Origin of the sequence: Enterobacter sp. WPR_3_1, assembly GCF_003635055.1 — a bacterium.
GTDB lineage: Bacteria > Pseudomonadota > Gammaproteobacteria > Enterobacterales > Enterobacteriaceae > Enterobacter > Enterobacter ludwigii.
Window position 1 is genome coordinate 640456 of record NZ_RBXU01000008.1, and the last position, 21800, is coordinate 662255.

A 21800-nucleotide genomic window follows, 5' to 3' on the forward strand; every position below is an offset into this window, starting at 1 on the left:
AGCGTGAGCATGGATATTAGCGATTTTTACCAGACATTCTTTGATGAAGCCGACGAATTGTTGGCCGATATGGAGCAACACTTGCTGGATTTGGTGCCTGAAGCACCGGACTCCGAGCAGCTCAATGCCATCTTCCGTGCGGCGCACTCGATTAAAGGCGGAGCCGGAACGTTTGGATTTACCATCCTGCAGGAAACGACCCATTTAATGGAAAACCTGCTGGATGAAGCACGACGCGGTGAGATGCAGCTCAATACCGACATTATCAACCTGTTTTTGGAAACCAAAGATATTATGCAGGAACAGCTCGACGCCTATAAAAGCTCGGCAGAGCCTGATGCCGCCAGCTTTGAATACATCTGCAATGCGCTGCGCCAGCTCGCGCTGGAAGCCAAAGGTGACGCAGCCGCAGCCGTTGTTCCGGCAGCCAAACTGAGCGTTGTCGATGCCGTTACCGCACAAGAGGCGGCCCCGGCCGCCGCTGCGAGTAAAGTGCGCGTGGTGCTGTCACGCCTCAAAGAGAACGAAGTTGACCTTCTTGAAGAAGAGCTGAGTAACCTGGCGAAATTAAGCAACGTGGTGAAAGGCAAAGACAGCCTGAGTGCGACGCTGGAAGAGGGGATCAGCCAGGACGATATTGTGGCGGTCCTGTGCTTTGTTATCGAAGCCGACCAGATCGCGTTTGAAACCGAAACGGCGGCGGTGGACGTGCCAGCGGCAGTGGAAGAGGTGGCGGTTGTTCCTCAGGCGGCCGCGCCTGCCGTTGCGCCTGCTGCGCCGGTATTGAAAGCGGTGCCAAAAGATGCCGCCGCACCAGGCCGTGGTGACAAACCGGCCGCGCGCTCCAGTGAATCCACCAGCATCCGCGTCGCCGTCGAGAAAGTTGACCAGCTGATTAACCTGGTGGGTGAACTGGTGATTACCCAGTCGATGCTGGCACAGCGGTCTAACGAACTGGACCCGGTGACCCACGGCGATCTGATCACCAGCATGGGGCAGTTGCAACGTAATGCCCGCGACCTGCAGGAATCGGTGATGTCCATCCGTATGATGCCGATGGAATATGTCTTCAGCCGCTTCCCGCGTCTGGTGCGTGACCTGGCCAGCAAACTGAATAAACAGATTGAACTGACGCTGATGGGCAGCTCCACCGAGCTGGATAAAAGCCTGATCGAACGCATTATCGACCCGTTAACGCACCTGGTGCGTAACAGCCTCGACCACGGTATCGAACTGCCGGAAAACCGCATTGCCGCCGGAAAATCCCCGGTCGGGAATCTGATCCTCTCCGCCGAACACCAGGGCGGGAATATCTGCATCGAAGTGACCGATGACGGTGCGGGCCTGAACCGTGAGCGCATTCTGGCGAAAGCCATTTCGCAGGGAATGGCGGTCAACGAAAACATGACTGACGAAGAAGTGGGCATGCTGATCTTCGCGCCAGGCTTCTCGACCGCAGAGCAGGTGACGGACGTTTCCGGCCGCGGCGTGGGAATGGACGTGGTGAAGCGTAACATTCAGGAGATGGGCGGCCACGTTGAGATCAAGTCTAAGCAAGGTTCCGGCACCACCATTCGTATCCTGCTGCCGCTGACGCTGGCAATCCTCGACGGCATGTCGGTGAAAGTGGCGGACGAAGTCTTTATCCTGCCGCTGAACGCAGTGATGGAATCGCTGCAGCCGCGTGAAGAAGATCTGCATCCGCTGGCGGGTGGCGAGCGCGTTCTTGAAGTGCGCGGTGAGTACCTGCCGCTGGTCGAATTGTGGAAAGTGTTCGAAGTGGATGGCGCGAAAACCGAGGCCACGCAGGGGATCGTGGTGATCCTGCAAAGTGCGGGTCGCCGCTACGCGCTGCTGGTTGATCAGCTGATTGGCCAGCACCAGGTGGTCGTGAAGAACCTCGAAAGCAACTACCGCAAAGTGCCAGGTATTTCTGCCGCCACTATTCTGGGTGACGGTAGCGTGGCGCTGATCGTTGATGTGTCGGCGCTTCAGGGATTAAATCGTGAACAACGTGTGGCGTACACAGCCGCCTGATTAAGTAGAAGGTAATAACATGACCGGTATGAGTAATGTAACGAAACTGGCGGGCGAGCCATCAGGGCAGGAATTCCTGGTATTCACTTTAGGCGATGAGGAGTACGGCATCGATATCCTGAAAGTGCAGGAAATTCGTGGTTACGACCAGGTTACCCGCATCGCGAACACGCCTGCCTTTATTAAAGGTGTCACCAACCTGCGCGGCGTGATTGTGCCTATCGTTGACCTGCGCGTGAAGTTCAGCCAGGGTGACGTGGACTATAACGAGAACACCGTGGTGATTGTCCTGAATCTGGGGCAGCGCGTGGTTGGGATCGTGGTGGATGGCGTATCTGATGTGCTGTCCCTGACGTCCGATCAAATCCGTCCGGCGCCGGAGTTTGCGGTCACGCTGTCTACCGAGTATCTGACGGGGCTGGGAGCGCTGGGGGAGCGTATGCTGATTCTGGTGAATATTGAGAAGCTGCTGAACAGTGATGAGATGGCGCTGCTGGATATCGCGGCGAATCACGTGGCGTAATGTTTCTCTAAACGGTTCTGTGAGGCTTTCGTGGAACCGTTTCGTTCAGTCGGGCATTTCGGTTATCTGATTCGCCCGCTACGGTGAACATATTACGGGGGCTATTGCAGCCCCCTTATCTTATTCACTTACTGCAGACGTAGTATTTTCTGCTGGTCTTAAGGTGAACGAAACCATTCCGCCAACCCGTTACGCTTCCTGCTCTACCAGCTCAGTCTCCGCTTCACGCGCCCCTTCATTTTGCGACAGCATCGCAGTCGCAATACCGTTACCCAGCACGTTAATCGCTGAACGTCCCATATCCAGGAAATGATCGATCCCCATCAGCAGCAAAATACCCGCCACCGGAATATTGAAACTCGGGATGGTTGCCGCCAGCACCACCAGCGACGAACGAGGCACCCCCGCAATCCCTTTTGAAGCCAGCATCAGCGTCAGCATCAGCACGGTCACTTCGGTGAAGCTCAGGTGAATATTGTACGCCTGGGCGATAAACATCGAGGCGAAAGAGCAATACACCATAGAGCCCACCAGGTTAAAGGAATAACCGATCGGCAGAACGAAGGAGGCGATATTGCGCGAGCAACCAAAACGCTCAAGCTGCTCCAGCGTTTTTGGATACGCCGCTTCTGAGCTGCTGGTGGTAAACGCCACCAGCACCGGGTCCTTCAGCATGCTGACCAGGCGGAACACCTCTTTCTTCAGCACCATATAGCCGACGGCCAGCAGCACCATGCAGGTGAGAAGGATTGCCACGTAGTAGCCGCCAATAAAGGAGGCGTAGTTCAGCAGAATGCCCAGACCCTGAGTGGCAATAACTGAGGAGATGGCGGCGAAAATGGCCAGCGGGGCGACGTACATTACGTAACCCGTCACCTTCAGCATGATATGGGAGACCACATCCAGCGCGGCCACCAGCGGGGCATTGAATTTTTGCCCCAGCGACGCGCCGGCGATGCCGAAGAACATAGAGAAGACCACAATCTGCAGGATTTCATTGTTCGCCATCGCACCGGCGATACTGGTCGGAATGGTATGGGACAAGAACGCTTTCAGCGTCATCCCCCCCACCGCAAGGCCGGTGTCTACCGCCTCTTTCGGGATAGCCAGGTTCAGGCCGCTGCCCGGGCGCTCCAGCGTGACGATAAACAGTCCCACCAGAATGGAAAGCACGGATGAGCTAATAAACCATACCATCGCTTTGCCGCCCACGCGACCAATGGTGGAGGTTTCACCCAGTTTCATAATGCCCACGGTCAGCGTGCTGAAGACCAGTGGCGCAATAACCATTTTAATCAGACGCAGGAAAATATCGGTCAGCAGCGTGATGTTATCCGACCATGCTTTGATGGCATCCGCAGAGGCGTACTCATGAATCGCCGCCCCTGAAAGAATACCCGCCAGCATGAATATCACGATGAAGAGTGTGAGTTTGTTTGCACTTGCCACGAAAAAAGACCCTCTATGCGCTTTGGTTGCCGTCTGCGCCGATGTATATAGATTTTTTATTACGACGCAGGAAATTATTCGGCACATAAATTGAAGTAAAGCGGAGGGAGATACAACTAGTTTTTAATTTTTATTAATTTTGTTGTTAATGCTTCGACGATATATTGTGATGCAGATCACATTTAAATGGATATATCCTCAGCGTATACGAGAAATAAGGCATTTACAAAGTATTAACATCCTGTTTTATAAATAAATATTCAGTCAATAAGCCATTAGTCTTGCCCTCCACGGCACGGGTGGTCGAAGCGGTATCCATAAACTAAATTCTCAATAACCCCCGGAAGAGGAACGTTAAGTGGGGCTAACATCTTGAACAGCAAAAATAAAATGTGGCAAGCGAACGGAAATGTCTTCTGGAGGGTGGTAAATGAAAAGAAAACTCCTTTTGATCTGTGCAGGCACGTTGCTGACGGCGACAACAGCCCAACAGGCGCTGGCGGTGACCAGCAGCGGTACTATTGGCGCGACGTTAACCCTGACGAACGGTTGTCTGATAAACGGCTCGCCCACGCAAAATGGCATTAACTTCGGGACCCTGGATTTCGGCACCCATCCCGCAACGTTTTCCACCCTGACGACGCAGTTGACCGGTGCCAGCGGCGGTAACACGTTCACCATTCAATGTACGACCGCCAGCTATACGGTGGCGATCACCGGGAATACCAACTCCACCGCGCCGGGTACCGTCGTGGGGACGCCAGGCACGCCTGCGCGCTATCTGGTCAACACCACCAATGCTGCACAGGGTGTGGCTTACAGCCTGTATAGCGACAGCGGATTTAACAACGTCGTTGCCAACAACGCGGCACTGCCAATAGCGTCAACCGCCGGGGGCATCGACAGTTACACACTTTACGGGCGCATTACCGGGGGCGGTAACAGCGTTACGGTCGTTCCGGGTACCTACACCGACACGATTAACGTCAGCGTCACCTACTAGTTTCACGCAGCCATGAAGGCATCCATTTTGCGTCTGCGCAACAGCGCGGAGGGGATCGTGCAGCCTTTGTACGCGCTGATCGTCTGCCTGATGCTGGTGCCTGCGGCGGGGGCTGTGACGTCACAGTCATTTAAGGTCAGCGCGACCATTGTGCCCGGGTGCGCGGTATCCACGGGCAGCGGAGGAGTTTTCGGTACGCTCGATTTCGGTACCCACAACGGGGTGGAAAGTTCCCCGGTGAGCACCAGTTTTGTGCCTAACGGGGCCTTGTCCATCGCCTGCACGCCCGGCGTGGCGCTGAGTATGAGCATTAACGGCGGACAGAATTACTCCTCCGTTCGGCGTATGAAGCGCTCAGGGGGAACGGAAGTGGTGGGATATCGCCTTTACAGCAGCAGTTCGCTGGCGGCGAACAGCGAAATTGGCGTCAATCAGGCAATACCGGTGACCTATACCAACAGTAATAACATTGCGCTGCCGCTTTTTGGCGTGGCGCTGCTGACCGGGTTTAGCCCGGCAGGAACGTATTCTGATCAGCTCACCGTGACCTTGTCATGGTGATAAAGGGAGACAGTCGATGAAGCCATTTTTCAGACACCTTTGTCTGGTGAGTTTGTTGGGGGGAATGGCTGCGGCGACAGGCCAGGCGCAGGCGGCGGCAACCATTCTGTTGTGGCCCATCGATCCGTGGCTGTCAGCGGATGCCAAAGCCACTGAATTATGGATCCAGAATCAGGGGAACAGCGCAACGACAATGCAGGTCCGCATTGTGCGCTGGAAGCAGGAGGGCGGTTATGAACGCTACTCCGCACAGCAGGACGTGGTGGCCAGCCCGCCCATCGTCACCATTGGCAAAGGCAGTAAGCAGCTTATTCGTTTGATTAAGCAGGGTACGGTGCCGCTCGGCGTCGAACAGGCCTACCGCATTATTGTGGATGAAATCCCCCAGCCGGATGCCAAAGCCGAGCCGGCCATTGGCCTGAAATTGCAAATGCGCTACTCCATTCCTTTGTTCGTTTATGGACAGGGGATCCCGACCCTAAAAGAGGGGGCACATCATGCGCTGGTGGAGACCAAAAATCTGAGCTGGCGGGTGACGCAGGAGAAGGGACATCCTGCCCTGGAGGTCCGTAATCAGGGGGATGTGCACGTCAAACTCAGCCAGGTGGCGCTGGAGCAGGGCGGGCAGAAGCGGACGGTTGCAGACGGATTACTCGGGTATGTTCTTGCGGGCAGCACCCGCACCTGGTCAATCCCGGCCGGAATAGGTCAGCCAGACCGGCTGAGCGCGCAGATTAATGCCAGGGATACGCAATGGCAGTCGACGCCCGTCAACTGAAACCGGCGATGATGATCCTGCTCTGCGTCAGTACCAGCACCTGGGCTGAGCCCGGCGATGACAGTTTACCGCCGCCGCCGCAGGCTCAGGCGTTGAACGGCGAAGCGGTCTTTCAGCTCTCGATTGTGTTGAATCACTACGACACCGGTATGGTGGTGCCCGTGACGCAGCGCGAGGGGGCATTCTTTATTTCCAGCGCCGACCTGCTGCGGGCAGGGCTTCCGCCGGAGCATGTGCCTGCCGGAGACGTGAACCTTTCTACCCTGCCGCAGGTGCGCGTAGAGTACGACAGCGCCGCGCAGCGTCTGCTGCTGGGCGTTCCGGCCGACTGGGTCGCCTCACGCGTGACCCCTTTCAGCGGACAAATGTCACAAAGCAAACCACACTTCGGGCGTGGAGCGCTGCTCAATTACGATCTCTACACCAACCATACGGAACATGTCGGCGGACAGGCCTCGCTCTGGCATGAATTCCGCTACTTCAATGAGAACGGCTCCTTTTCTTCAACCGGCTATGCCCGGGAAAATTTCACCGGAAACGACGGTCAGCAGGAAGGGTATGTGCGCTATGACACGACGCTTCTGATGACGAACGAGGACGAGGCCACGACCTGGACCGCCGGGGATGTGATCAGCGATGCCCTGAGCTGGAGCACCAGCGTGCGCATGGGCGGGATCAGCTACGGGCGGGATTTCTCCCTGCGTCCTGACCTCGTGACCTGGCCACTCCCAGAGTTCTCGGGCGAAGCGGCGGTTCCCACCTCGGTGGATCTCTTTATCAATGGCTATCGTTCCGGCTCGACCCAGCTTCAGCCGGGACCGTTCACCCTGACCAATCTGCCCTATATCAACGGAGCAGGGGACGCGGTACTGGTCACCACCGATGCGCTGGGGCGCCAGGTGAGTACCACGCTGCCGTTTTACGTCACCAGCGAATTGCTGAAACAAGGCCTGAGCGACGGGGCGGTGACGCTCGGCAGCCTGCGGCGTAATTACGGCATCAAGAATTTTGACTACGGCCCGGCGGCGGGTAGTGGGTCGTATCGCTACGGCGTTACGGACTGGCTGACGCTGGAGGGCCATGCCGAAGGGGCAGAAGCGCTGGCGCTGGGCGGGATGGGGACGGTGGTTAAATTGGGTCGGTTTGGCGTCGTGAATACCGCGTACTCTCAAAGCCGCATGCGTGGAGATAATGGCGGGCAAATCAACTGGGGCTATCAGTACAGTACCAGTGAATTTAGTGTAGCGACACAGCATACGCGGCGCGATCGCGACTTTGGCAACCTCGCCCTCTATGACCAACCGACGGTCTATGACGAAAATGACCGGCCCATCGCCAGTTTTAGTCGCAACACCGACCAGTACTCTCTCACCTTTAACCTGGGCGAGTATGGAAGTCTCGGTGCTGCGTGGATCGGCGTGGAGAGCTTTGACAACCAAAAAACCGAACTGCTGAATCTCTCCTGGAGCCGCAATCTGTGGGGGGCGAGCAGTATTTATCTGGCTGCAAGCCGCGATCAGCAGCGGGGAGACTGGACGGTGGCCATGTCGCTTCAGGTGCCGCTGGGAGAGCGTGACAGTGCCGCCGTAACCTATGAAAACACGCCAGATGCCGGCAGCACGCAGCGTATCAACTACAACCACTCCATGCCTTCCGACGGTGGCTTTAGCTGGAACATGGCATGGGCCAACCAGTCGAAAGCCAATGATTATCAGCAGGGAACGCTGGGCTGGCGCAATAACAACATCGAACTTCAGGGCGGTGGTTATGGCGAAAGGGGCATGATGACCTGGTGGGGAGAGGCGATGGGCGCGATTGTGCTGATGGACGGCGAGCTATTTGCGGCAAACAAAATCAACGATGCGTTTGTGGTGATCAGCACCGACGGTCACCCGGACGTTCCCGTCAGTTATGAAAACCAGCCGGTCGGCAAAACGAACAATAACGGCTACCTGCTGGTCAGCGGTGTATCGGCTTATTACCCGGCCAGTTATCGCATTGATACCCTTAATCTGCCCGCGGATACCCGGCTGAAAGAGACAGAGCGGCGGATCGCTATTCGCCGCCACAGCGGTTATCTGGTCGATTTCCCGATGGAGCAGGAGCGGGTGGCAAGCGTCATTCTGCATGACAAGCAGGGGCAGGCTATTCCGGTGGGAAGCCAGGTTCGACGTGCCTCGCGCAACAATGCGGTGGTGGGGTATGACGGCATCGCCTGGCTGGAAAATCTCAGCGATGTGAACCCGCTTGAGGTGATTACGCCAGACGGAAAACACTGCTCGGCCACGCTGACCGTGGGGGCCAACCCGGAACATAAGCTGCAGACATACGGACCGCTGATTTGCCGGGAGGAACGGTGAAGCGCTTACTGCTATTGATGCTGCTGCTGTTTTCTGGCGGCGGCTGGGCGGCGTGTACCGTCAGTACGGTAAATGCGTCATTTGGTAGCGTCACCTCGTTCGCGCTCAGCGGAACCGGGGAGGTCGAAACCACCGGCAGGCTGATCGTGGCATGCGACGCTGTGCTCAATCTTCTGACCAACGACTCGGTGACGCTGAACTACACCGCCGCGTCGGTTTCAGGCAACAGCCGTGCCACCATGAAACGCACCGATAATGCGGCCATCACGGATGTGATCCCCACCCGGTTGTGCGGGTTAACGGGGTGTTCGGGCAACAGCGAAGTGCAAATCAGCAAAGCTTATACCTGGAGCGGCAACACCCTGCTGGGATTACTGGGGTCAAAACAGTACAGCATTCCGCTTTATTTCCGCACCGTTGCCGGACAAAACGTCACAGCCGGGCCCTATCAGGTGCTGCTCACCTTCAGCATCAACTACAGCGTCTGTTCCGTGGGCGTGCTGGGCCTTTGCACCGTTCCCCAGACAGGCACGGCGACCACCAGTATTCTTCTCAACATGACCGTTACCAACGACTGCAGCGCCATGACCACGCCTGACGTCAACTTCAACAGTGCGCCGCTGGTGCAAAGTTTCCCCACTGTCTCGCAGGCGATTGCCGTCACCTGTACCAAAGGAAGCACTTACACTATCGGAATTAATAATGGTGCCAACGCGCTGAATAATGTTCGCCGCATGGTGAGCGGCAGTAACTACATGAGTTACGACATTTATAAAGAAGCCACGACCAACCGCTGGGGTGGCAGCGGTACTGAGCGCTGGACCAGCGCAACCTCATCGCAGGTCAGTACCGACGGTTTATTGCGAACCTACAACTACACGGCCAAAGTCCTTACCAGCCAGTCTACGCCGCCTGCCGGCACCTACACCGACACGCTGATCGTTGACGTTGCGTTTTAACCCCGCGCTTTTCCCTTTCTCAAATGTAAAGTTCCTGTAGTCAGTGCCGATAACACCGTTAATAAATCTATGAGAAGGTGTTGTATGTTGAACCGTATCCGCGTTGTCACAATGCTTATGATGGTGCTGGTCATTTTCGCACTTCTTCAGCTTACCTCCGGCGGGCTTTTTTTCTCGTCACTTAAACAAAACCAGGACAGTTTCGCCGCCTCGAACGATCTCCGCGTACAGCAGAGTGAACTGACGTCGACGTGGGATCTGATGCTGCAAACGCGTATCAACCTGAGCCGCTCTTCCGCCCGCATGATGATGGATCCAAATAATCAGCAGAGCAGTGCGAAAACGGAACTGCTGAAAAATGCGCGGGCGACCCTTGCTGACGCAGCGAAACACTACGACGCCTTTAAGAAAATCACGCCACAGCCTGCCATGGCGCAGGTGAGCCAGAATATCGATGAAAAGTACAACGCCTACTATGCCGGTCTGACGGAGCTTATTCAGTTCCTGGAAAGCGGCAACATGGACGCGTATTTCGCGCAACCTACCCAGGGGATGCAAAACGCCCTTGGTGTGGCACTCGGGGAATACGCCAAAGCCAGTGGCGACCTGTATCACTCGGCCTTTACGCAAAGCCAGAATGATTACCGCTTTGCCAAATGGCAGATGGCCGTCATGGCGCTGGCGCTGGTCATCGTGCTGGTGGGCGTGTGGTACGGCATTCGCCACATCCTGCTTAATCCTCTCGGTCGCGTCATTGCCCACATTCGCGAGATTGCCGGTGGTGACCTGACCAAAACGCTGACCGTCTCCGGGCGCAATGAAATTACCGAGCTGGCAAACAGCGTTGATCATATGCAGCGCTCGCTAATTGAGACCGTCGCCAACGTGCGTAACGGATCGGAAGCCATTTATACCGGTACCAGCGAAATTGCGATGGGCAACAACGATCTGTCGTCGCGCACCGAACAGCAGGCGTCGGCGCTCGAAGAGACCGCCGCCAGCATGGAGCAGCTTACCGCGACCGTGAAGCAGAACGCGGACAACGCCCGTCAGGCCTCACAGCTGGCGGAAAGCGCGTCCGAAACGGCGCAGCGAGGCGGTCGCGTGGTGGACGGCGTGGTGAAAACCATGCACGAAATCGCCGACAGTTCGAAGAAAATCGCCGACATCATTAGCGTTATCGACGGCATCGCTTTCCAGACCAATATCCTCGCCCTCAACGCCGCCGTTGAAGCCGCACGTGCGGGCGAGCAGGGGCGCGGGTTTGCCGTGGTGGCCGGGGAAGTGCGCAACCTTGCCAGCCGCAGTGCCAACGCGGCGAAAGAGATCAAGGCCCTGATTGAAGACTCCGTTTCCCGCGTCGATACCGGCTCCGTGCTGGTAGAAAGCGCAGGGGAAACCATGAATGACATCGTGAATGCCGTTACCCGCGTAACGGACATCATGGGTGAAATCGCCTCTGCGTCGGATGAGCAGAGTCGTGGTATCGACCAGGTTGCTCTGGCGGTATCGGAAATGGATCGCGTGACACAACAAAACGCCGCGCTGGTGCAGGAGTCCGCTGCGGCGGCCGCTGCGCTGGAAGACCAGGCAAGCCGTCTGAAGATGGCCGTCTCGGCGTTTCGTCTCGCTTCACTCGCTGGAAACACGGTCACCCCGCAAGCAACGTATCTCGCGCCTGCCGCAGCAGCGGCAGCGACCCGTAAACCTGCAGCGACGACCGGACATGAAAACTGGGAAACATTTTGACTGACATTTAAACCGCGGCTGCTTGCCGCATGATGGGAGCGTGGATGTTAAATCGTATTCGTATCTCGACCACACTGTTTTTGATTCTGATCCTTTGCGGTGTGTTGCAGGTTGGCAGTAACGGGTTGTCTTTTTGGGCGTTTCGCGATGGCTATCAGAATTTGCAGGAAGTTGAGGCGAGTAACCAGCAGCGCGCCGCCGTGGCACAGACGCGCGCCGTACTGTTGCAGGCAAGCACGGCGCTGAACAAAGCGGGAACCTTAACCGCCCTGAGTTATCCGCCGGATGACATCAAGGCATTGATGGTGACCGCGCGCGACAGCCTGAAGCAGGCTGACGCGCAGTTTAACGCCTTCGCGGCACAGGACGCCGGCAGCGCGGAAGTGAAGGCGCTGAAAGTCGCGATGAAGAAGCGTTTTGATCAGTGGCACAGCGACCTGGATCACCAGGCGACCTGGCTTGAGAACAACCAGCTCTCGGACTTTATGACCGCGCCAGTCCAGGTGTCCCAGGCGGCGTTTGACGCGAGCTTTAATGCCTGGCAGCAGAACATTAACCAGTTTGTCCAACGCGCCGGGAATGACAGCCGTAAAAACTACCATATGTCAGGCGTGATTTTTGCCGTGGTGGTGATTCTGGCGGTGCTGCTGACCGGCGGTGCCCTGTACTGGTCGCGCAGAATGATTGTGCAACCGCTGGCGATCGTCAGCAGCCACTTCGACAGTATTGCGAAGGGTAACCTGGCGCGTCCGGTGGCGGTGTACGGCAAGAACGAAATTTCGGCGATTTTTGCCAGCCTGAAGGCGATGCAGGGCGCCCTGCGGGAAACGGTCTCCGATGTGCGACAGGGCAGTTATGCCATGCACACCGGGATCTCGGAGATTGCGGCAGGCAATAACGATCTCTCATCGCGCACCGAGCAGCAGGCAGCTTCGCTGGCGCAAACGGCTGCCAGCATGGAGCAGCTCACCGCGACGGTAAGCCAGAACGCGGATAACGCGCGTCAGGCGTCTGACCTGTCCAGACAGGCGGCGATGACGGCGAAGAAGGGGGGCGATCAGGCCTCTCACGTGGCCAGTACCATGCAGGACATTGCCGCCAGTTCACAGAAAATTGGCGACATCATCAGCGTGATTGACGGTATTGCGTTCCAGACCAACATTCTGGCGCTGAACGCGGCCGTTGAAGCGGCACGAGCCGGTGAACAGGGGCGTGGTTTTGCGGTTGTGGCCGGTGAAGTCCGTAATCTGGCGAGCCGCAGCGCCAACGCCGCGAAAGAAATTAAAGGGCTGATTGAAGAGTCCGTCTCGCGCGTCCAGCAAGGTTCTGCCCTGGTGGACACGGCGGCGAAAACCATGCACGAAATCGTCACCTCCGTTACGCGGGTTAACGACATCATGGGCGAGATTGCTTCTGCGTCCGATGAACAGCGTCGCGGAATTGAGCAGGTGGCCCAGGCGGTAAGCCAGATGGATCAGGTCACGCAACAAAACGCCTCGTTAGTTGAGGAAGCGGCAGCGGCAACCGATCAGCTGGCCAGCCAGGCGGATCATCTGACCGGGCTGGTCGCGGTATTTAATGTGAAAGAGCACGTTGAAGCAGTAACAGAAGTCGGGCGGTCGCAGGCCGTGCCAGTTGTATCCTGAATGTAATTAAGAAGGCGCTATGACATCACCAATGCCCCCAGGGCAAACGTCATTACTGTTGCAGATGACACAGCGCCTCGCGCTGTCCGACGCGCATTTTCGTCGGATATGTCAGTTAATCTACCAGCGTGCGGGGATTGTGCTTGCCGATCATAAGCGAGACATGGTCTACAACCGTCTGGTGCGGCGCTTGCGTACGCTGGGGCTGGACGATTTTGGTCGCTATCTGAGCATGCTCGAAGCGAACCAGAACAGCGCAGAGTGGCAGGCTTTTATTAACTCGTTAACCACCAACCTGACCGCATTTTTCCGTGAAGCTCACCACTTCCCGGTCCTGGCGGAGCACGCGCGTCGCCGCAGCGGGGAGTATCGCGTCTGGAGTGCGGCCGCCTCAACCGGGGAAGAGCCGTACTCGCTGGCGATCACCCTTGCCGACACGCTGGGTATGGCGCCTGGACGCTGGAAAGTCTACGCCAGTGATATTGATACCGAAGTGCTGGAAAAGGCACGCAACGGCGTGTATCGCCAGGATGAGCTGAAAACGCTGTCACCTCAGCAGTTGCAGCGTTACTTCATGCGCGGAACCGGCCCGCATGAAGGCCTGGTGCGCGTGCGCCAGGAGCTGGCGAACTGTGTCGAATTCGCGCCCGTTAACCTGCTGGATAAGCAGTACAACGTGCCGGGGCCATTCGACGCTATTTTTTGCCGTAACGTCATGATCTATTTTGATAAAACGACGCAACAGGACATTCTGCGTCGGTTTGTTCCGTTGCTCAAGCCTGACGGTTTACTGTTTGCCGGGCACTCGGAAAACTTCAGCAACCTCGTGCGTGAGTTTAGCCTGCGTGGGCAAACGGTATATGCGCTGAGTAAGGAAAAAGCATGAGTAAAATCAGGGTGTTGTCTGTCGACGATTCTGCGCTGATGCGCCAGATCATGACTGAAATTATCAATAGCCACAGCGACATGGAGATGGTGGCGACAGCGCCTGATCCGCTGGTAGCGCGGGATTTAATTAAAAAATATAACCCCGACGTGTTAACGCTGGATGTCGAAATGCCGCGCATGGATGGCATTGATTTCCTGGAAAAATTGATGCGCCTGCGGCCCATGCCGGTGGTGATGGTCTCATCCCTGACCGGAAAAGGATCTGAAATTACCCTGCGTGCGCTGGAGTTAGGGGCGGTGGATTTTGTCACCAAACCTCAGCTTGGCATTCGTGAAGGGATGCTAGCGTACAGCGAAATGATCGCCGAGAAGATCCGCACCGCGTCACGTGCGAAGCTTGCCGCGCACAAACCGATGGATGCACCGGTAACGCTGAAGGCCGGTCCTTTACTCAGTTCGGAAAAACTGCTGGTGATTGGGGCGTCAACCGGGGGAACAGAGGCAATTCGTCATGTACTCCAGCCATTGCCGCTGTCAAGTCCGGGTATTCTGATCACGCAGCATATGCCGCCAGGCTTTACCCGCTCGTTCGCCGAGCGTCTGAACAAGCTGTGTCAGATCAGCGTGAAAGAGGCGGAAGACGGTGAGCGCGTACTCCCCGGCCATGCGTATATCGCACCGGGTGACAAGCATATGGAGCTGGCGCGCAGTGGCGCTAACTATCAAATCAAAATTCATGACGGGCCGCCGGTAAACCGGCACCGTCCGTCGGTGGATGTGCTGTTTCATTCGGTGGCGAAACATGCGGGGCGCAACGCCGTTGGGGTGATCCTGACGGGGATGGGTAACGACGGTGCCGCCGGAATGCTTGCAATGCACCAGGCTGGCGCCTGGACGATTGCGCAGAATGAAGCAAGTTGTGTGGTGTTCGGCATGCCGCGCGAGGCCATCAATATGGGTGGCGTGAGCGAAGTGGTCGATCTTAGCCAGGTAAGCCAGCAGATGCTGGCGAAAATCAGTGCCGGACAGGCAATACGTATTTGACTCAGGAGTATTATTTTATGGCGGATAAAGAGCTTAAGTTTTTGGTTGTGGATGACTTTTCCACCATGCGTCGTATCGTACGCAACCTGCTGAAAGAGCTGGGCTTCAACAACGTTGAAGAAGCAGAAGACGGCGTTGATGCGCTGAACAAACTGCAGGCGGGCGGGTTTGGTTTTGTTATCTCCGACTGGAACATGCCAAACATGGACGGTCTGGAACTGCTGAAAACCATCCGTGCGGACGCGGGAATGGCGTCATTGCCGGTTCTGATGGTGACCGCAGAAGCGAAAAAAGAGAACATTATTGCCGCAGCACAGGCGGGCGCTAGTGGCTATGTTGTGAAGCCGTTCACTGCGGCCACCCTGGAAGAGAAGCTCGGTAAGATCTTCGAGAAACTCGGCATGTGAGGTGTTGGTTATGATGATGCAACCTGCTATGAAACCCGTTGAAGAACACTCGCCCAGCGATATCATTGCCCGCATCGGCAGCCTGACACGCATGCTGCGTGACAGCCTGCGTGAACTGGGGCTGGACCAGGCAATTGCTGAAGCGGCGGAAGCCATTCCGGATGCCCGCGATCGTCTGGACTACGTTGTGCAGATGACCGCTCAGGCGGCTGAACGTGCGCTGAACAGCGTTGAAGCGTCACAACCGCATCAGGATGCGATGGAGAAAGGCGCGAAAGCGCTGACCAAACGCTGGGATGAGTGGTTTGAGAATCCAATCGAGCTGGCGGATGCCCGCGAGCTGGTCACGGATACCCGTCAGTTCCTGGGCGATGTGCCGGGCCACACCAGCTTTACCAACGCGCAGCTGCTGGACATCATGATGGCGCAGGATTTCCAGGACCTCACGGGCCAGGTTATCAAGCGCATGATGGATGTGATTCAGGAAATTGAACGTCAGCTGCTGATGGTGCTGCTGGAGAACATTCCGGAACCGGCCGCTCGTCCAAAACGCGAGAACGAAAGCCTGCTCAACGGTCCACAGCTCGACGCCACCAAAGCGGGCGTTGTGGCAAGCCAGGATCAGGTAGACGATCTGCTGGACAGCCTTGGTTTCTGATTGAGGTGATGACCCTCAGGTTGCGTGCGCAACCTGAGGGTATGCCGCTTAATTTTGAGTGCATAACGCTGGGGTGGCTGGCCCTTGCTCACGCCCTGCTTGCTGACAGTGTTGCCAAACGCTATCTCAAATTTTTTTTTTGCCGTTTTTTACTCATCACCCGATTGCTCCGACGCTGAACTGGCTAAAAGAACCCGGTTATTGGGTTTTTTCAACCCATTGATGAAAGGTCAGGCTGGCATGATACCCGTGACTAAATGGGCTGCGAGCAGGCACTGTGGCAGAAGAGAACGACGACAAAACGGAAGCCCCCACACCCCACCGACTAGAAAAAGCGCGTGAGGAAGGGCAGGTCCCCCGATCCCGAGAATTGACATCCCTGCTGATCCTCATCGTAGGCGTGTGCATTATCTGGTGGGGTGGGGAGGCGCTCGCCCGCAAACTGGCGGGAATGCTCTCGGCTGGCCTACGTTTTGACCACAGTATGGTCAACGACCCTAACCTGATCCTCAGCCAGATAATCCTGCTCGTTAAAGATGCCATGCTTGCGCTGTTGCCCCTGATTACCGGCGTCGTGCTGGTGGCGCTGGTCTCGCCCGTAATGCTGGGCGGTCTGGTGTTTAGCGGGAAATCGCTGCAACCCAAGTTTTCGAAACTGAACCCGCTGCCGGGGATTGCGAAAATGTTCTCGGCGCAAACCGGTGCGGAGTTGCTTAAAGCGATTCTGAAATCGGTCCTGATGGGCAGTACCGGCGGTTTTTTTCTGTGGCACCACTGGCCGGAAATGATGCGCCTTATCAGCGAATCGCCGTTAACCGCGATGAGCAATGCGCTGAACCTGGCCGGGCTCTGTGCCCTGCTGGTGGTGCTCAGCATTATTCCCATGGTGGGTTTTGACGTTATCTTCCAGCTTTACAGCCACTTCAAGAAACTGCGCATGTCTCGTCAGGATATTCGGGATGAATATAAGCAGATGGAAGGTGACCCGCACGTGAAAGGGCGTATCCGCCAGATGCAGCGTGCTGCCGCCCGTCGACGGATGATGGAAGATGTGCCAAAAGCCGACGTCATTGTGACTAACCCGACACACTATTCCGTTGCGCTGCAGTACGACGAAAACAAAATGAGCGCGCCGAAAGTGGTGGCGAAAGGGGCGGGGCTTATCGCCCTGCGTATTCGTGAAATTGGTACCGAAAACCGGGTGCCCATACTCGAAGCGCCTCCGCTGGCGCGCGCGCTGTATCGCCATGCGGAAATTGGACAACAGATCCCAGGACAACTCTACGCCGCGGTGGCGGAAGTGCTGGCCTGGGTATGGCAGTTGAAACGCTGGCGTCTGGCTGGCGGTCAACGGCCTATGAAACCTGAGAACCTTCCGGTGCCTGACGCGCTGGATTTTATGAACGAGAAGGACACTGATGGCTAATCTGGTGGCAATGTTGCGCCTGCCCGGCAACCTGAAATCGACGCAATGGCAGATCCTTGCCGGACCGATTCTCATCCTGCTAATTCTGTCGATGATGGTTTTGCCGCTTCCGGCGTTCATCCTCGACCTGCTTTTCACATTCAACATTGCGTTGTCCATTATGGTTTTGCTGGTGGCGATGTTCACCCAGCGCACCCTTGAGTTCGCCGCATTCCCGACCATTCTGCTGTTTACCACCTTGTTAAGGCTGGCGCTGAACGTGGCGTCAACCCGTATCATCCTGATGGAAGGCCATACCGGTGCTGCTGCGGCGGGTAAAGTGGTTGAGGCATTCGGCCACTTCCTGGTCGGCGGTAACTTTGCCATCGGTATCGTGGTGTTCGTCATTCTCGTCATCATTAACTTTATGGTTATCACCAAAGGTGCCGGACGTATCGCGGAAGTGGGCGCGCGTTTTGTGCTTGACGGGATGCCGGGCAAGCAGATGGCCATCGACGCGGATCTGAACGCCGGGCTTATTGCCGAAGATGAAGCCAAAAAGCGCCGCTCGGAAGTGACGCAGGAAGCTGACTTCTACGGCTCAATGGACGGTGCGAGTAAGTTTGTTCGCGGTGATGCCATTGCGGGCATCCTGATCATGGTGATTAACGTGGTCGGCGGCCTGCTGGTGGGCGTGCTGCAGCACGGCATGGACATGGGCCACGCGGCGGAAAGCTATACGCTGCTGACCATTGGTGACGGTCTGGTGGCTCAGATCCCGGCGCTGGTCATCTCAACGGCGGCGGGGGTTATCGTGACCCGCGTCAGTACCGATCAGGATGTTGGCGAGCAGATGGTCGGGCAGCTCTTCAGCAACCCGCGCGTGATGCTGCTGGCCGCCGCGGTGCTGGGCCTGCTCGGTCTGGTGCCGGGAATGCCAAACCTGGTGTTCCTGCTGTTCACTGCGGCATTGCTGGGCCTTGCCTGGTGGATGCGTGGCCGTGAGATGACCCCGGCAGCGGAACCTGCTCCGGTAAAAATGCCGGAGAACACGCAGGCCGTGGAAGCGACCTGGAACGACGTTCAACTGGAAGACTCGCTGGGAATGGAAGTAGGGTATCGCCTCATCCCGATGGTCGATTTCCAGCAGGATGGCGAACTGTTGGGCCGAATCCGCAGCATCCGTAAAAAATTCGCCCAGGACATGGGCTTCCTGCCGCCGGTGGTTCACATCCGCGACAATATGGATCTGCCGCCTGCGCGCTATCGTATTCTGATGAAAGGCGTAGAGATTGGCAGCGGTGATGCTTATCCTGGCCGCTGGCTGGCCATTAACCCAGGCACCGCGGCGGGTACGCTGCCGGGCGAGCAAACCATCGACCCGGCCTTTGGCCTGGCTGCCATCTGGATTGAAAGCGCGCTGAAAGAGCAGGCGCAAATTCAGGGCTACACCGTGGTGGAGGCGAGTACCGTGGTGGCGACTCATCTGAACCATCTGATTGGACAATTCTCGGCAGAGCTGTTTGGTCGTCAGGAAGCCCAGCAACTGCTCGACCGCGTCACGCAGGAGATGCCGAAGCTGACGGAAGATCTCGTGCCAGGCGTCGTGACGCTGACCACGCTGCACAAGGTGCTGCAAAACCTGCTCGAGGAAAAAGTGCCGATCCGCGATATGCGTACCATTCTGGAAACCCTCGCCGAGCATGCACCGTTGCAAAGCGATCCACACGAGCTCACGGCGGTGGTGCGCGTGGCACTGGGGCGGGCGATCACGCAGCAGTGGTTCCCGGGCACCGGGGAAGTGCAGGTTATCGGCCTCGATACGCCGCTTGAACGTCTGCTGCTGCAGGCTCTGCAGGGCGGTGGAGGGCTGGAACCTGGCCTGGCCGACCGTCTGCTGGAGCAAACACAAGAGGCGCTGGCGCGTCAGGAGATGCTGGGTGCGCCACCGGTTCTGCTGGTGAACCATGCGCTGCGTCCGCTGCTGTCGCGCTTCCTGCGCCGTAGCCTGAACCAGCTGGTCGTGCTGTCGAATATGGAGTTGTCGGATAACCGTCATATCCGTATGACGGCGACGATCGGAGGAAAATAATGCGTAAGTGGTTATGGATTTTACTTTTTCCGCTGGTGGCCCAGGCCGCCGGGGAAGGGACCTGGCAGGCCAGCAGCATTGGCGTGACCCTCAGCAACCGCGGTGTCGCCATGTCTTCGCGACCGCTATCACCGACTGAGCCGGTGTCCGGTCTGATGACCCTGGTGGTCTGGAACTACACGCTTATTGGCCCAACGCCTGCCGGGCTTCGGGTACGGCTGTGCTCCCAGACACGCTGTACGGAAATTGACGGAGAGAATGGCACCACTCAGGCCTTCAACGGCGTGCCTGCTGTCGAACCTTTGCGCTTTATCTGGGAAGTGCCGGGCGGCGGACGCCTGATCCCTGCGCTGAAAGTTCAGCGTAATTCCGTCATCGTCAACTACCGCTAATACCCCGCTTACTACGACAGCCATCAGCCATTTCTGATGGCTGGCTCGCAAAAAATGACCTCCTCTTTTGATGTAAAAGAAACGCTGTTTTATAAATCAGTGACACGCGTAACGACACTCTTTGCATTTTTGCCAGCCGCTTGCCGGTGATGGCAAAAACAGAAAGGTATCACCAGGTCGATACTCTTACTGTAGCCGTGTAATAACTCCCGGATCAGATTTTGCTTACAGGGAGTCTCCCAAAACTGAGTAGGGTTGACGGCAATGAAAACACGAAAAATTGGACTCGCAAATTATCTTGCTTACGGGTCAGGCGATTTCCTCGGGGCGGGAACCACCGCCCTGACGGCGGCCTGGCTTTTGTATTTTTATACAACGTTCTGTGGACTCTCCCCGATTGAAGCAACCTTCATCTTTGCCGCCGCAAGGGTACTGGATGCCGTCGTCAGCCCTTTGATGGGCTTTTTGACCGATAACTTTGGCACGACCTGGCTCGGCAAGCGCTTCGGTCGGCGTAAGTTCTTTATTCTGCTGGGGATCCCGTGCGTGTTCAGCTACTCCCTGATGTGGGTGGGGGAGATGAGTTTCTGGTATTACCTGCTGACCTATCTGGTGTTCGATATCGTCTACACCATGATTCTGGTGCCGTACGAAACGCTGGTGCCGGAAATGACCGATGACTTTAAACAGAAAACCCGCTTCTCAGGTGCCCGTATCTCGATGGCGCAAATGTCTGCCATCCTGGCCTCATTCCTGCCGGGGATCCTGCTCACGCATTTCGGCAAAGACAACGCGGTCTCCTTTTTCTATGCAAGCCTGGTCTTCTCCGTGCTGTGCGCGCTGATGCTGATGCTCGTCTGGTTCTTCACCTGGGAGCGACCGCGGGAAGAGTGGAGCGAAGCCGCCCTGCGTGCCGAAGAAGAGAAGAAGAAACTGTCGCTCGGGCAGAGCCTCAACCGCCTGTTTGTGGAGTTGAGCTCAACGCTGCGCGTGAGAATTTTTCGTCAGCATCTGGGGATGTACCTTGGCGGGTATATCGCTCAGGACGTCTTTAATGCCGTGTTTACCTACTACGTGGTTTTCGTGCTGATGCAGGAAGCATCCATGGCCTCCAGCCTGCTCGGCACGATGGCCATCTTCCAGTTTATTGCGGTTATCGCCATGATCCCGCTGTGCATTCGCTTCGGACCCGCGCCGTCCTATCGGATGGTCGTGGTGCTGTTTGGCCTGGCATCGCTTTCCTACGCCGTACTGTATTACGCGGGCCTGAGTGATATCTACTCTCTGTTATTGCTGGTCTCTGCAGTTGCCGGTCTGGGACGCGGTGGGATCAACTATGTGCCGTGGAATACCTACACCTACATTGCTGATGTCGATGAAGTGATCACCGGCCAGCGCCGCGAAGGGATTTTCGCCGGCATCATGACGCTGACGCGCAAAGCTTCGCAGGCGGGGGCGGTAATGCTGGTGGGCATTGTGATGCAGATGTCCGGCTTTGTAAGCGGACAAAAGACCCAGCCCGCGGAAGTGAGCCACACCATTCTGCTGATCCTGAGCGTGGGAACGCTTCTGGTTCTGTTCTGCGGCTTCCTGGTCTCGCTGCGTTTCAAACTCAATTTGCACACCCACACCACGCTGCGTGAAGAGACCGCCAAAATGCGCGCATCTGGCCGCGCCATTCCTGAGAGTGCGACACCGGAAGCCCGCGCCACCGTGGAGATGCTGGCCGGTATGCCTTATGCGTCGCTGTGGGGCAATAACAACATCGGTTATCTGAATCGTAATAAGCCTGCGGCACCTTCGCTGAAGGGGCGCGCGGTACTGAATTCGACATACAACAGAGGTTAAG

At 56.8% G+C, this 21800-nt stretch carries 18 protein-coding genes; 17 read left to right on the forward strand and 1 reads right to left on the reverse strand.

From position 1 onward, the window contains the following. The first annotated feature begins 3 nt into the window (after positions 1–3). Together cheA and cheW are read left to right on the forward strand one after the other, a co-directional pair. A complete protein-coding gene (gene cheA, locus BJ887_RS04810) occupies positions 4–2037 on the forward strand; it encodes a chemotaxis protein CheA (RefSeq protein ID WP_014170675.1) in 2034 nt (677 codons plus the stop codon). 19 nt (positions 2038–2056) lie between these two features. After that, positions 2057–2560, forward strand: a complete 504-nt coding sequence (cheW, locus tag BJ887_RS04815; RefSeq protein ID WP_014170674.1) for a chemotaxis protein CheW — start codon at positions 2057–2059, stop codon at positions 2558–2560. Positions 2561–2749: 189 nt separating this feature from the next. On the opposite strand, the gene BJ887_RS04820 is transcribed toward cheW, so the two are convergent. Next, positions 2750–4009, reverse strand: a complete 1260-nt coding sequence (locus tag BJ887_RS04820) for a dicarboxylate/amino acid:cation symporter (protein WP_025203835.1) — start codon at positions 4007–4009, stop codon at positions 2750–2752. A gap of 430 nt (positions 4010–4439) precedes the next feature. Here BJ887_RS04820 and BJ887_RS04825 point away from each other — a divergent pair, with 430 nt between their 5' ends. From BJ887_RS04825 to BJ887_RS04895, 15 genes are all read left to right on the forward strand, one after another. Further along, positions 4440–5012: a spore coat protein U domain-containing protein gene (locus BJ887_RS04825; protein ID WP_020883378.1), complete on the forward strand. Its 573-nt coding sequence runs from the start codon at positions 4440–4442 to the stop codon at positions 5010–5012. 12 nt (positions 5013–5024) lie between these two features. Continuing rightward, a complete protein-coding gene (locus BJ887_RS04830) occupies positions 5025–5573 on the forward strand; it encodes a spore coat U domain-containing protein (protein WP_121339417.1) in 549 nt (182 codons plus the stop codon). A gap of 16 nt (positions 5574–5589) precedes the next feature. Further along, entirely contained in the window at positions 5590–6351 is a 762-nt protein-coding gene (locus BJ887_RS04835) for a molecular chaperone (protein ID WP_014170669.1), read from the forward strand. Then, complete coding sequence (locus BJ887_RS04840; RefSeq protein ID WP_121339419.1) at positions 6327–8711, forward strand: fimbria/pilus outer membrane usher protein; 2385 nt, start codon at positions 6327–6329, stop codon at positions 8709–8711. The genes BJ887_RS04835 and BJ887_RS04840 overlap by 25 nt, the downstream gene beginning before the upstream one ends. Then, positions 8708–9670, forward strand: a complete 963-nt coding sequence (locus tag BJ887_RS04845; protein ID WP_032680768.1) for a spore coat U domain-containing protein — start codon at positions 8708–8710, stop codon at positions 9668–9670. Before BJ887_RS04840 ends, BJ887_RS04845 begins: the two co-directional genes overlap by 4 nt. An 84-nt stretch (positions 9671–9754) precedes the next feature. Continuing rightward, positions 9755–11419, forward strand: a complete 1665-nt coding sequence (gene tar / locus BJ887_RS04850) for a methyl-accepting chemotaxis protein II (protein ID WP_121339421.1) — start codon at positions 9755–9757, stop codon at positions 11417–11419. A gap of 44 nt (positions 11420–11463) precedes the next feature. After that, a complete protein-coding gene (gene tap, locus BJ887_RS04855) occupies positions 11464–13065 on the forward strand; it encodes a methyl-accepting chemotaxis protein IV (protein ID WP_086532357.1) in 1602 nt (533 codons plus the stop codon). 19 nt (positions 13066–13084) lie between these two features. Beyond that, on the forward strand, positions 13085–13951 hold the full coding sequence (gene cheR, locus BJ887_RS04860) for a protein-glutamate O-methyltransferase CheR (RefSeq protein WP_014170664.1): 867 nt from the start codon (positions 13085–13087) through the stop codon (positions 13949–13951). Beyond that, complete coding sequence (locus BJ887_RS04865; RefSeq protein WP_014170663.1) at positions 13948–14997, forward strand: chemotaxis response regulator protein-glutamate methylesterase; 1050 nt, start codon at positions 13948–13950, stop codon at positions 14995–14997. The genes cheR and BJ887_RS04865 overlap by 4 nt, the downstream gene beginning before the upstream one ends. A gap of 17 nt (positions 14998–15014) precedes the next feature. Beyond that, the gene (gene cheY / locus BJ887_RS04870) at positions 15015–15404 is read left to right on the forward strand and encodes a chemotaxis response regulator CheY (protein ID WP_000763862.1); all 390 of its coding nucleotides are present in this window, start codon (positions 15015–15017) and stop codon (positions 15402–15404) included. Positions 15405–15417: 13 nt separating this feature from the next. After that, positions 15418–16062, forward strand: coding sequence for a protein phosphatase CheZ (gene cheZ / locus BJ887_RS04875; protein WP_013096065.1), 645 nt, complete (start codon positions 15418–15420; stop codon positions 16060–16062). Positions 16063–16339: 277 nt separating this feature from the next. Then, a complete protein-coding gene (flhB, locus tag BJ887_RS04880) occupies positions 16340–17488 on the forward strand; it encodes a flagellar biosynthesis protein FlhB (RefSeq protein ID WP_121339423.1) in 1149 nt (382 codons plus the stop codon). Then, entirely contained in the window at positions 17481–19559 is a 2079-nt protein-coding gene (gene flhA, locus BJ887_RS04885) for a flagellar biosynthesis protein FlhA (RefSeq protein ID WP_014170658.1), read from the forward strand. The genes flhB and flhA overlap by 8 nt, the downstream gene beginning before the upstream one ends. Then, entirely contained in the window at positions 19556–19951 is a 396-nt protein-coding gene (locus BJ887_RS04890) for a flagellar protein FlhE (RefSeq protein ID WP_123266835.1), read from the forward strand. Before flhA ends, BJ887_RS04890 begins: the two co-directional genes overlap by 4 nt. Positions 19952–20215: 264 nt before the next feature. Further along, positions 20216–21799, forward strand: a complete 1584-nt coding sequence (locus tag BJ887_RS04895; RefSeq protein WP_025203842.1) for an MFS transporter — start codon at positions 20216–20218, stop codon at positions 21797–21799. The last annotated feature ends 1 nt before the right edge of the window (position 21800 follow it).

Excerpts from the sequence above, each read along its gene's own strand:
- BJ887_RS04830 (WP_121339417.1), top strand. The coding sequence starts at position 5,025 with ATGAAGGCATCCATTTTGCGTCTGCGCAACAGCGCGGAGGGGATCGTG.
- cheR (WP_014170664.1), top strand. The coding sequence starts at position 13,085 with ATGACATCACCAATGCCCCCAGGGCAAACGTCATTACTGTTGCAGATG.
- cheW (WP_014170674.1), top strand. The coding sequence starts at position 2,057 with ATGACCGGTATGAGTAATGTAACGAAACTGGCGGGCGAGCCATCAGGG.
- BJ887_RS04865 (WP_014170663.1), top strand. The coding sequence starts at position 13,948 with ATGAGTAAAATCAGGGTGTTGTCTGTCGACGATTCTGCGCTGATGCGC.
- cheY (WP_000763862.1), top strand. The coding sequence starts at position 15,015 with ATGGCGGATAAAGAGCTTAAGTTTTTGGTTGTGGATGACTTTTCCACC.
- BJ887_RS04895 (WP_025203842.1), top strand. The coding sequence starts at position 20,216 with ATGAAAACACGAAAAATTGGACTCGCAAATTATCTTGCTTACGGGTCA.
- BJ887_RS04840 (WP_121339419.1), top strand. The coding sequence starts at position 6,327 with ATGGCAGTCGACGCCCGTCAACTGAAACCGGCGATGATGATCCTGCTC.
- tar (WP_121339421.1), top strand. The coding sequence starts at position 9,755 with ATGTTGAACCGTATCCGCGTTGTCACAATGCTTATGATGGTGCTGGTC.
- cheZ (WP_013096065.1), top strand. The coding sequence starts at position 15,418 with ATGATGCAACCTGCTATGAAACCCGTTGAAGAACACTCGCCCAGCGAT.
- flhA (WP_014170658.1), top strand. The coding sequence starts at position 17,481 with ATGGCTAATCTGGTGGCAATGTTGCGCCTGCCCGGCAACCTGAAATCG.
- BJ887_RS04835 (WP_014170669.1), top strand. The coding sequence starts at position 5,590 with ATGAAGCCATTTTTCAGACACCTTTGTCTGGTGAGTTTGTTGGGGGGA.
- BJ887_RS04825 (WP_020883378.1), top strand. The coding sequence starts at position 4,440 with ATGAAAAGAAAACTCCTTTTGATCTGTGCAGGCACGTTGCTGACGGCG.
- tap (WP_086532357.1), top strand. The coding sequence starts at position 11,464 with ATGTTAAATCGTATTCGTATCTCGACCACACTGTTTTTGATTCTGATC.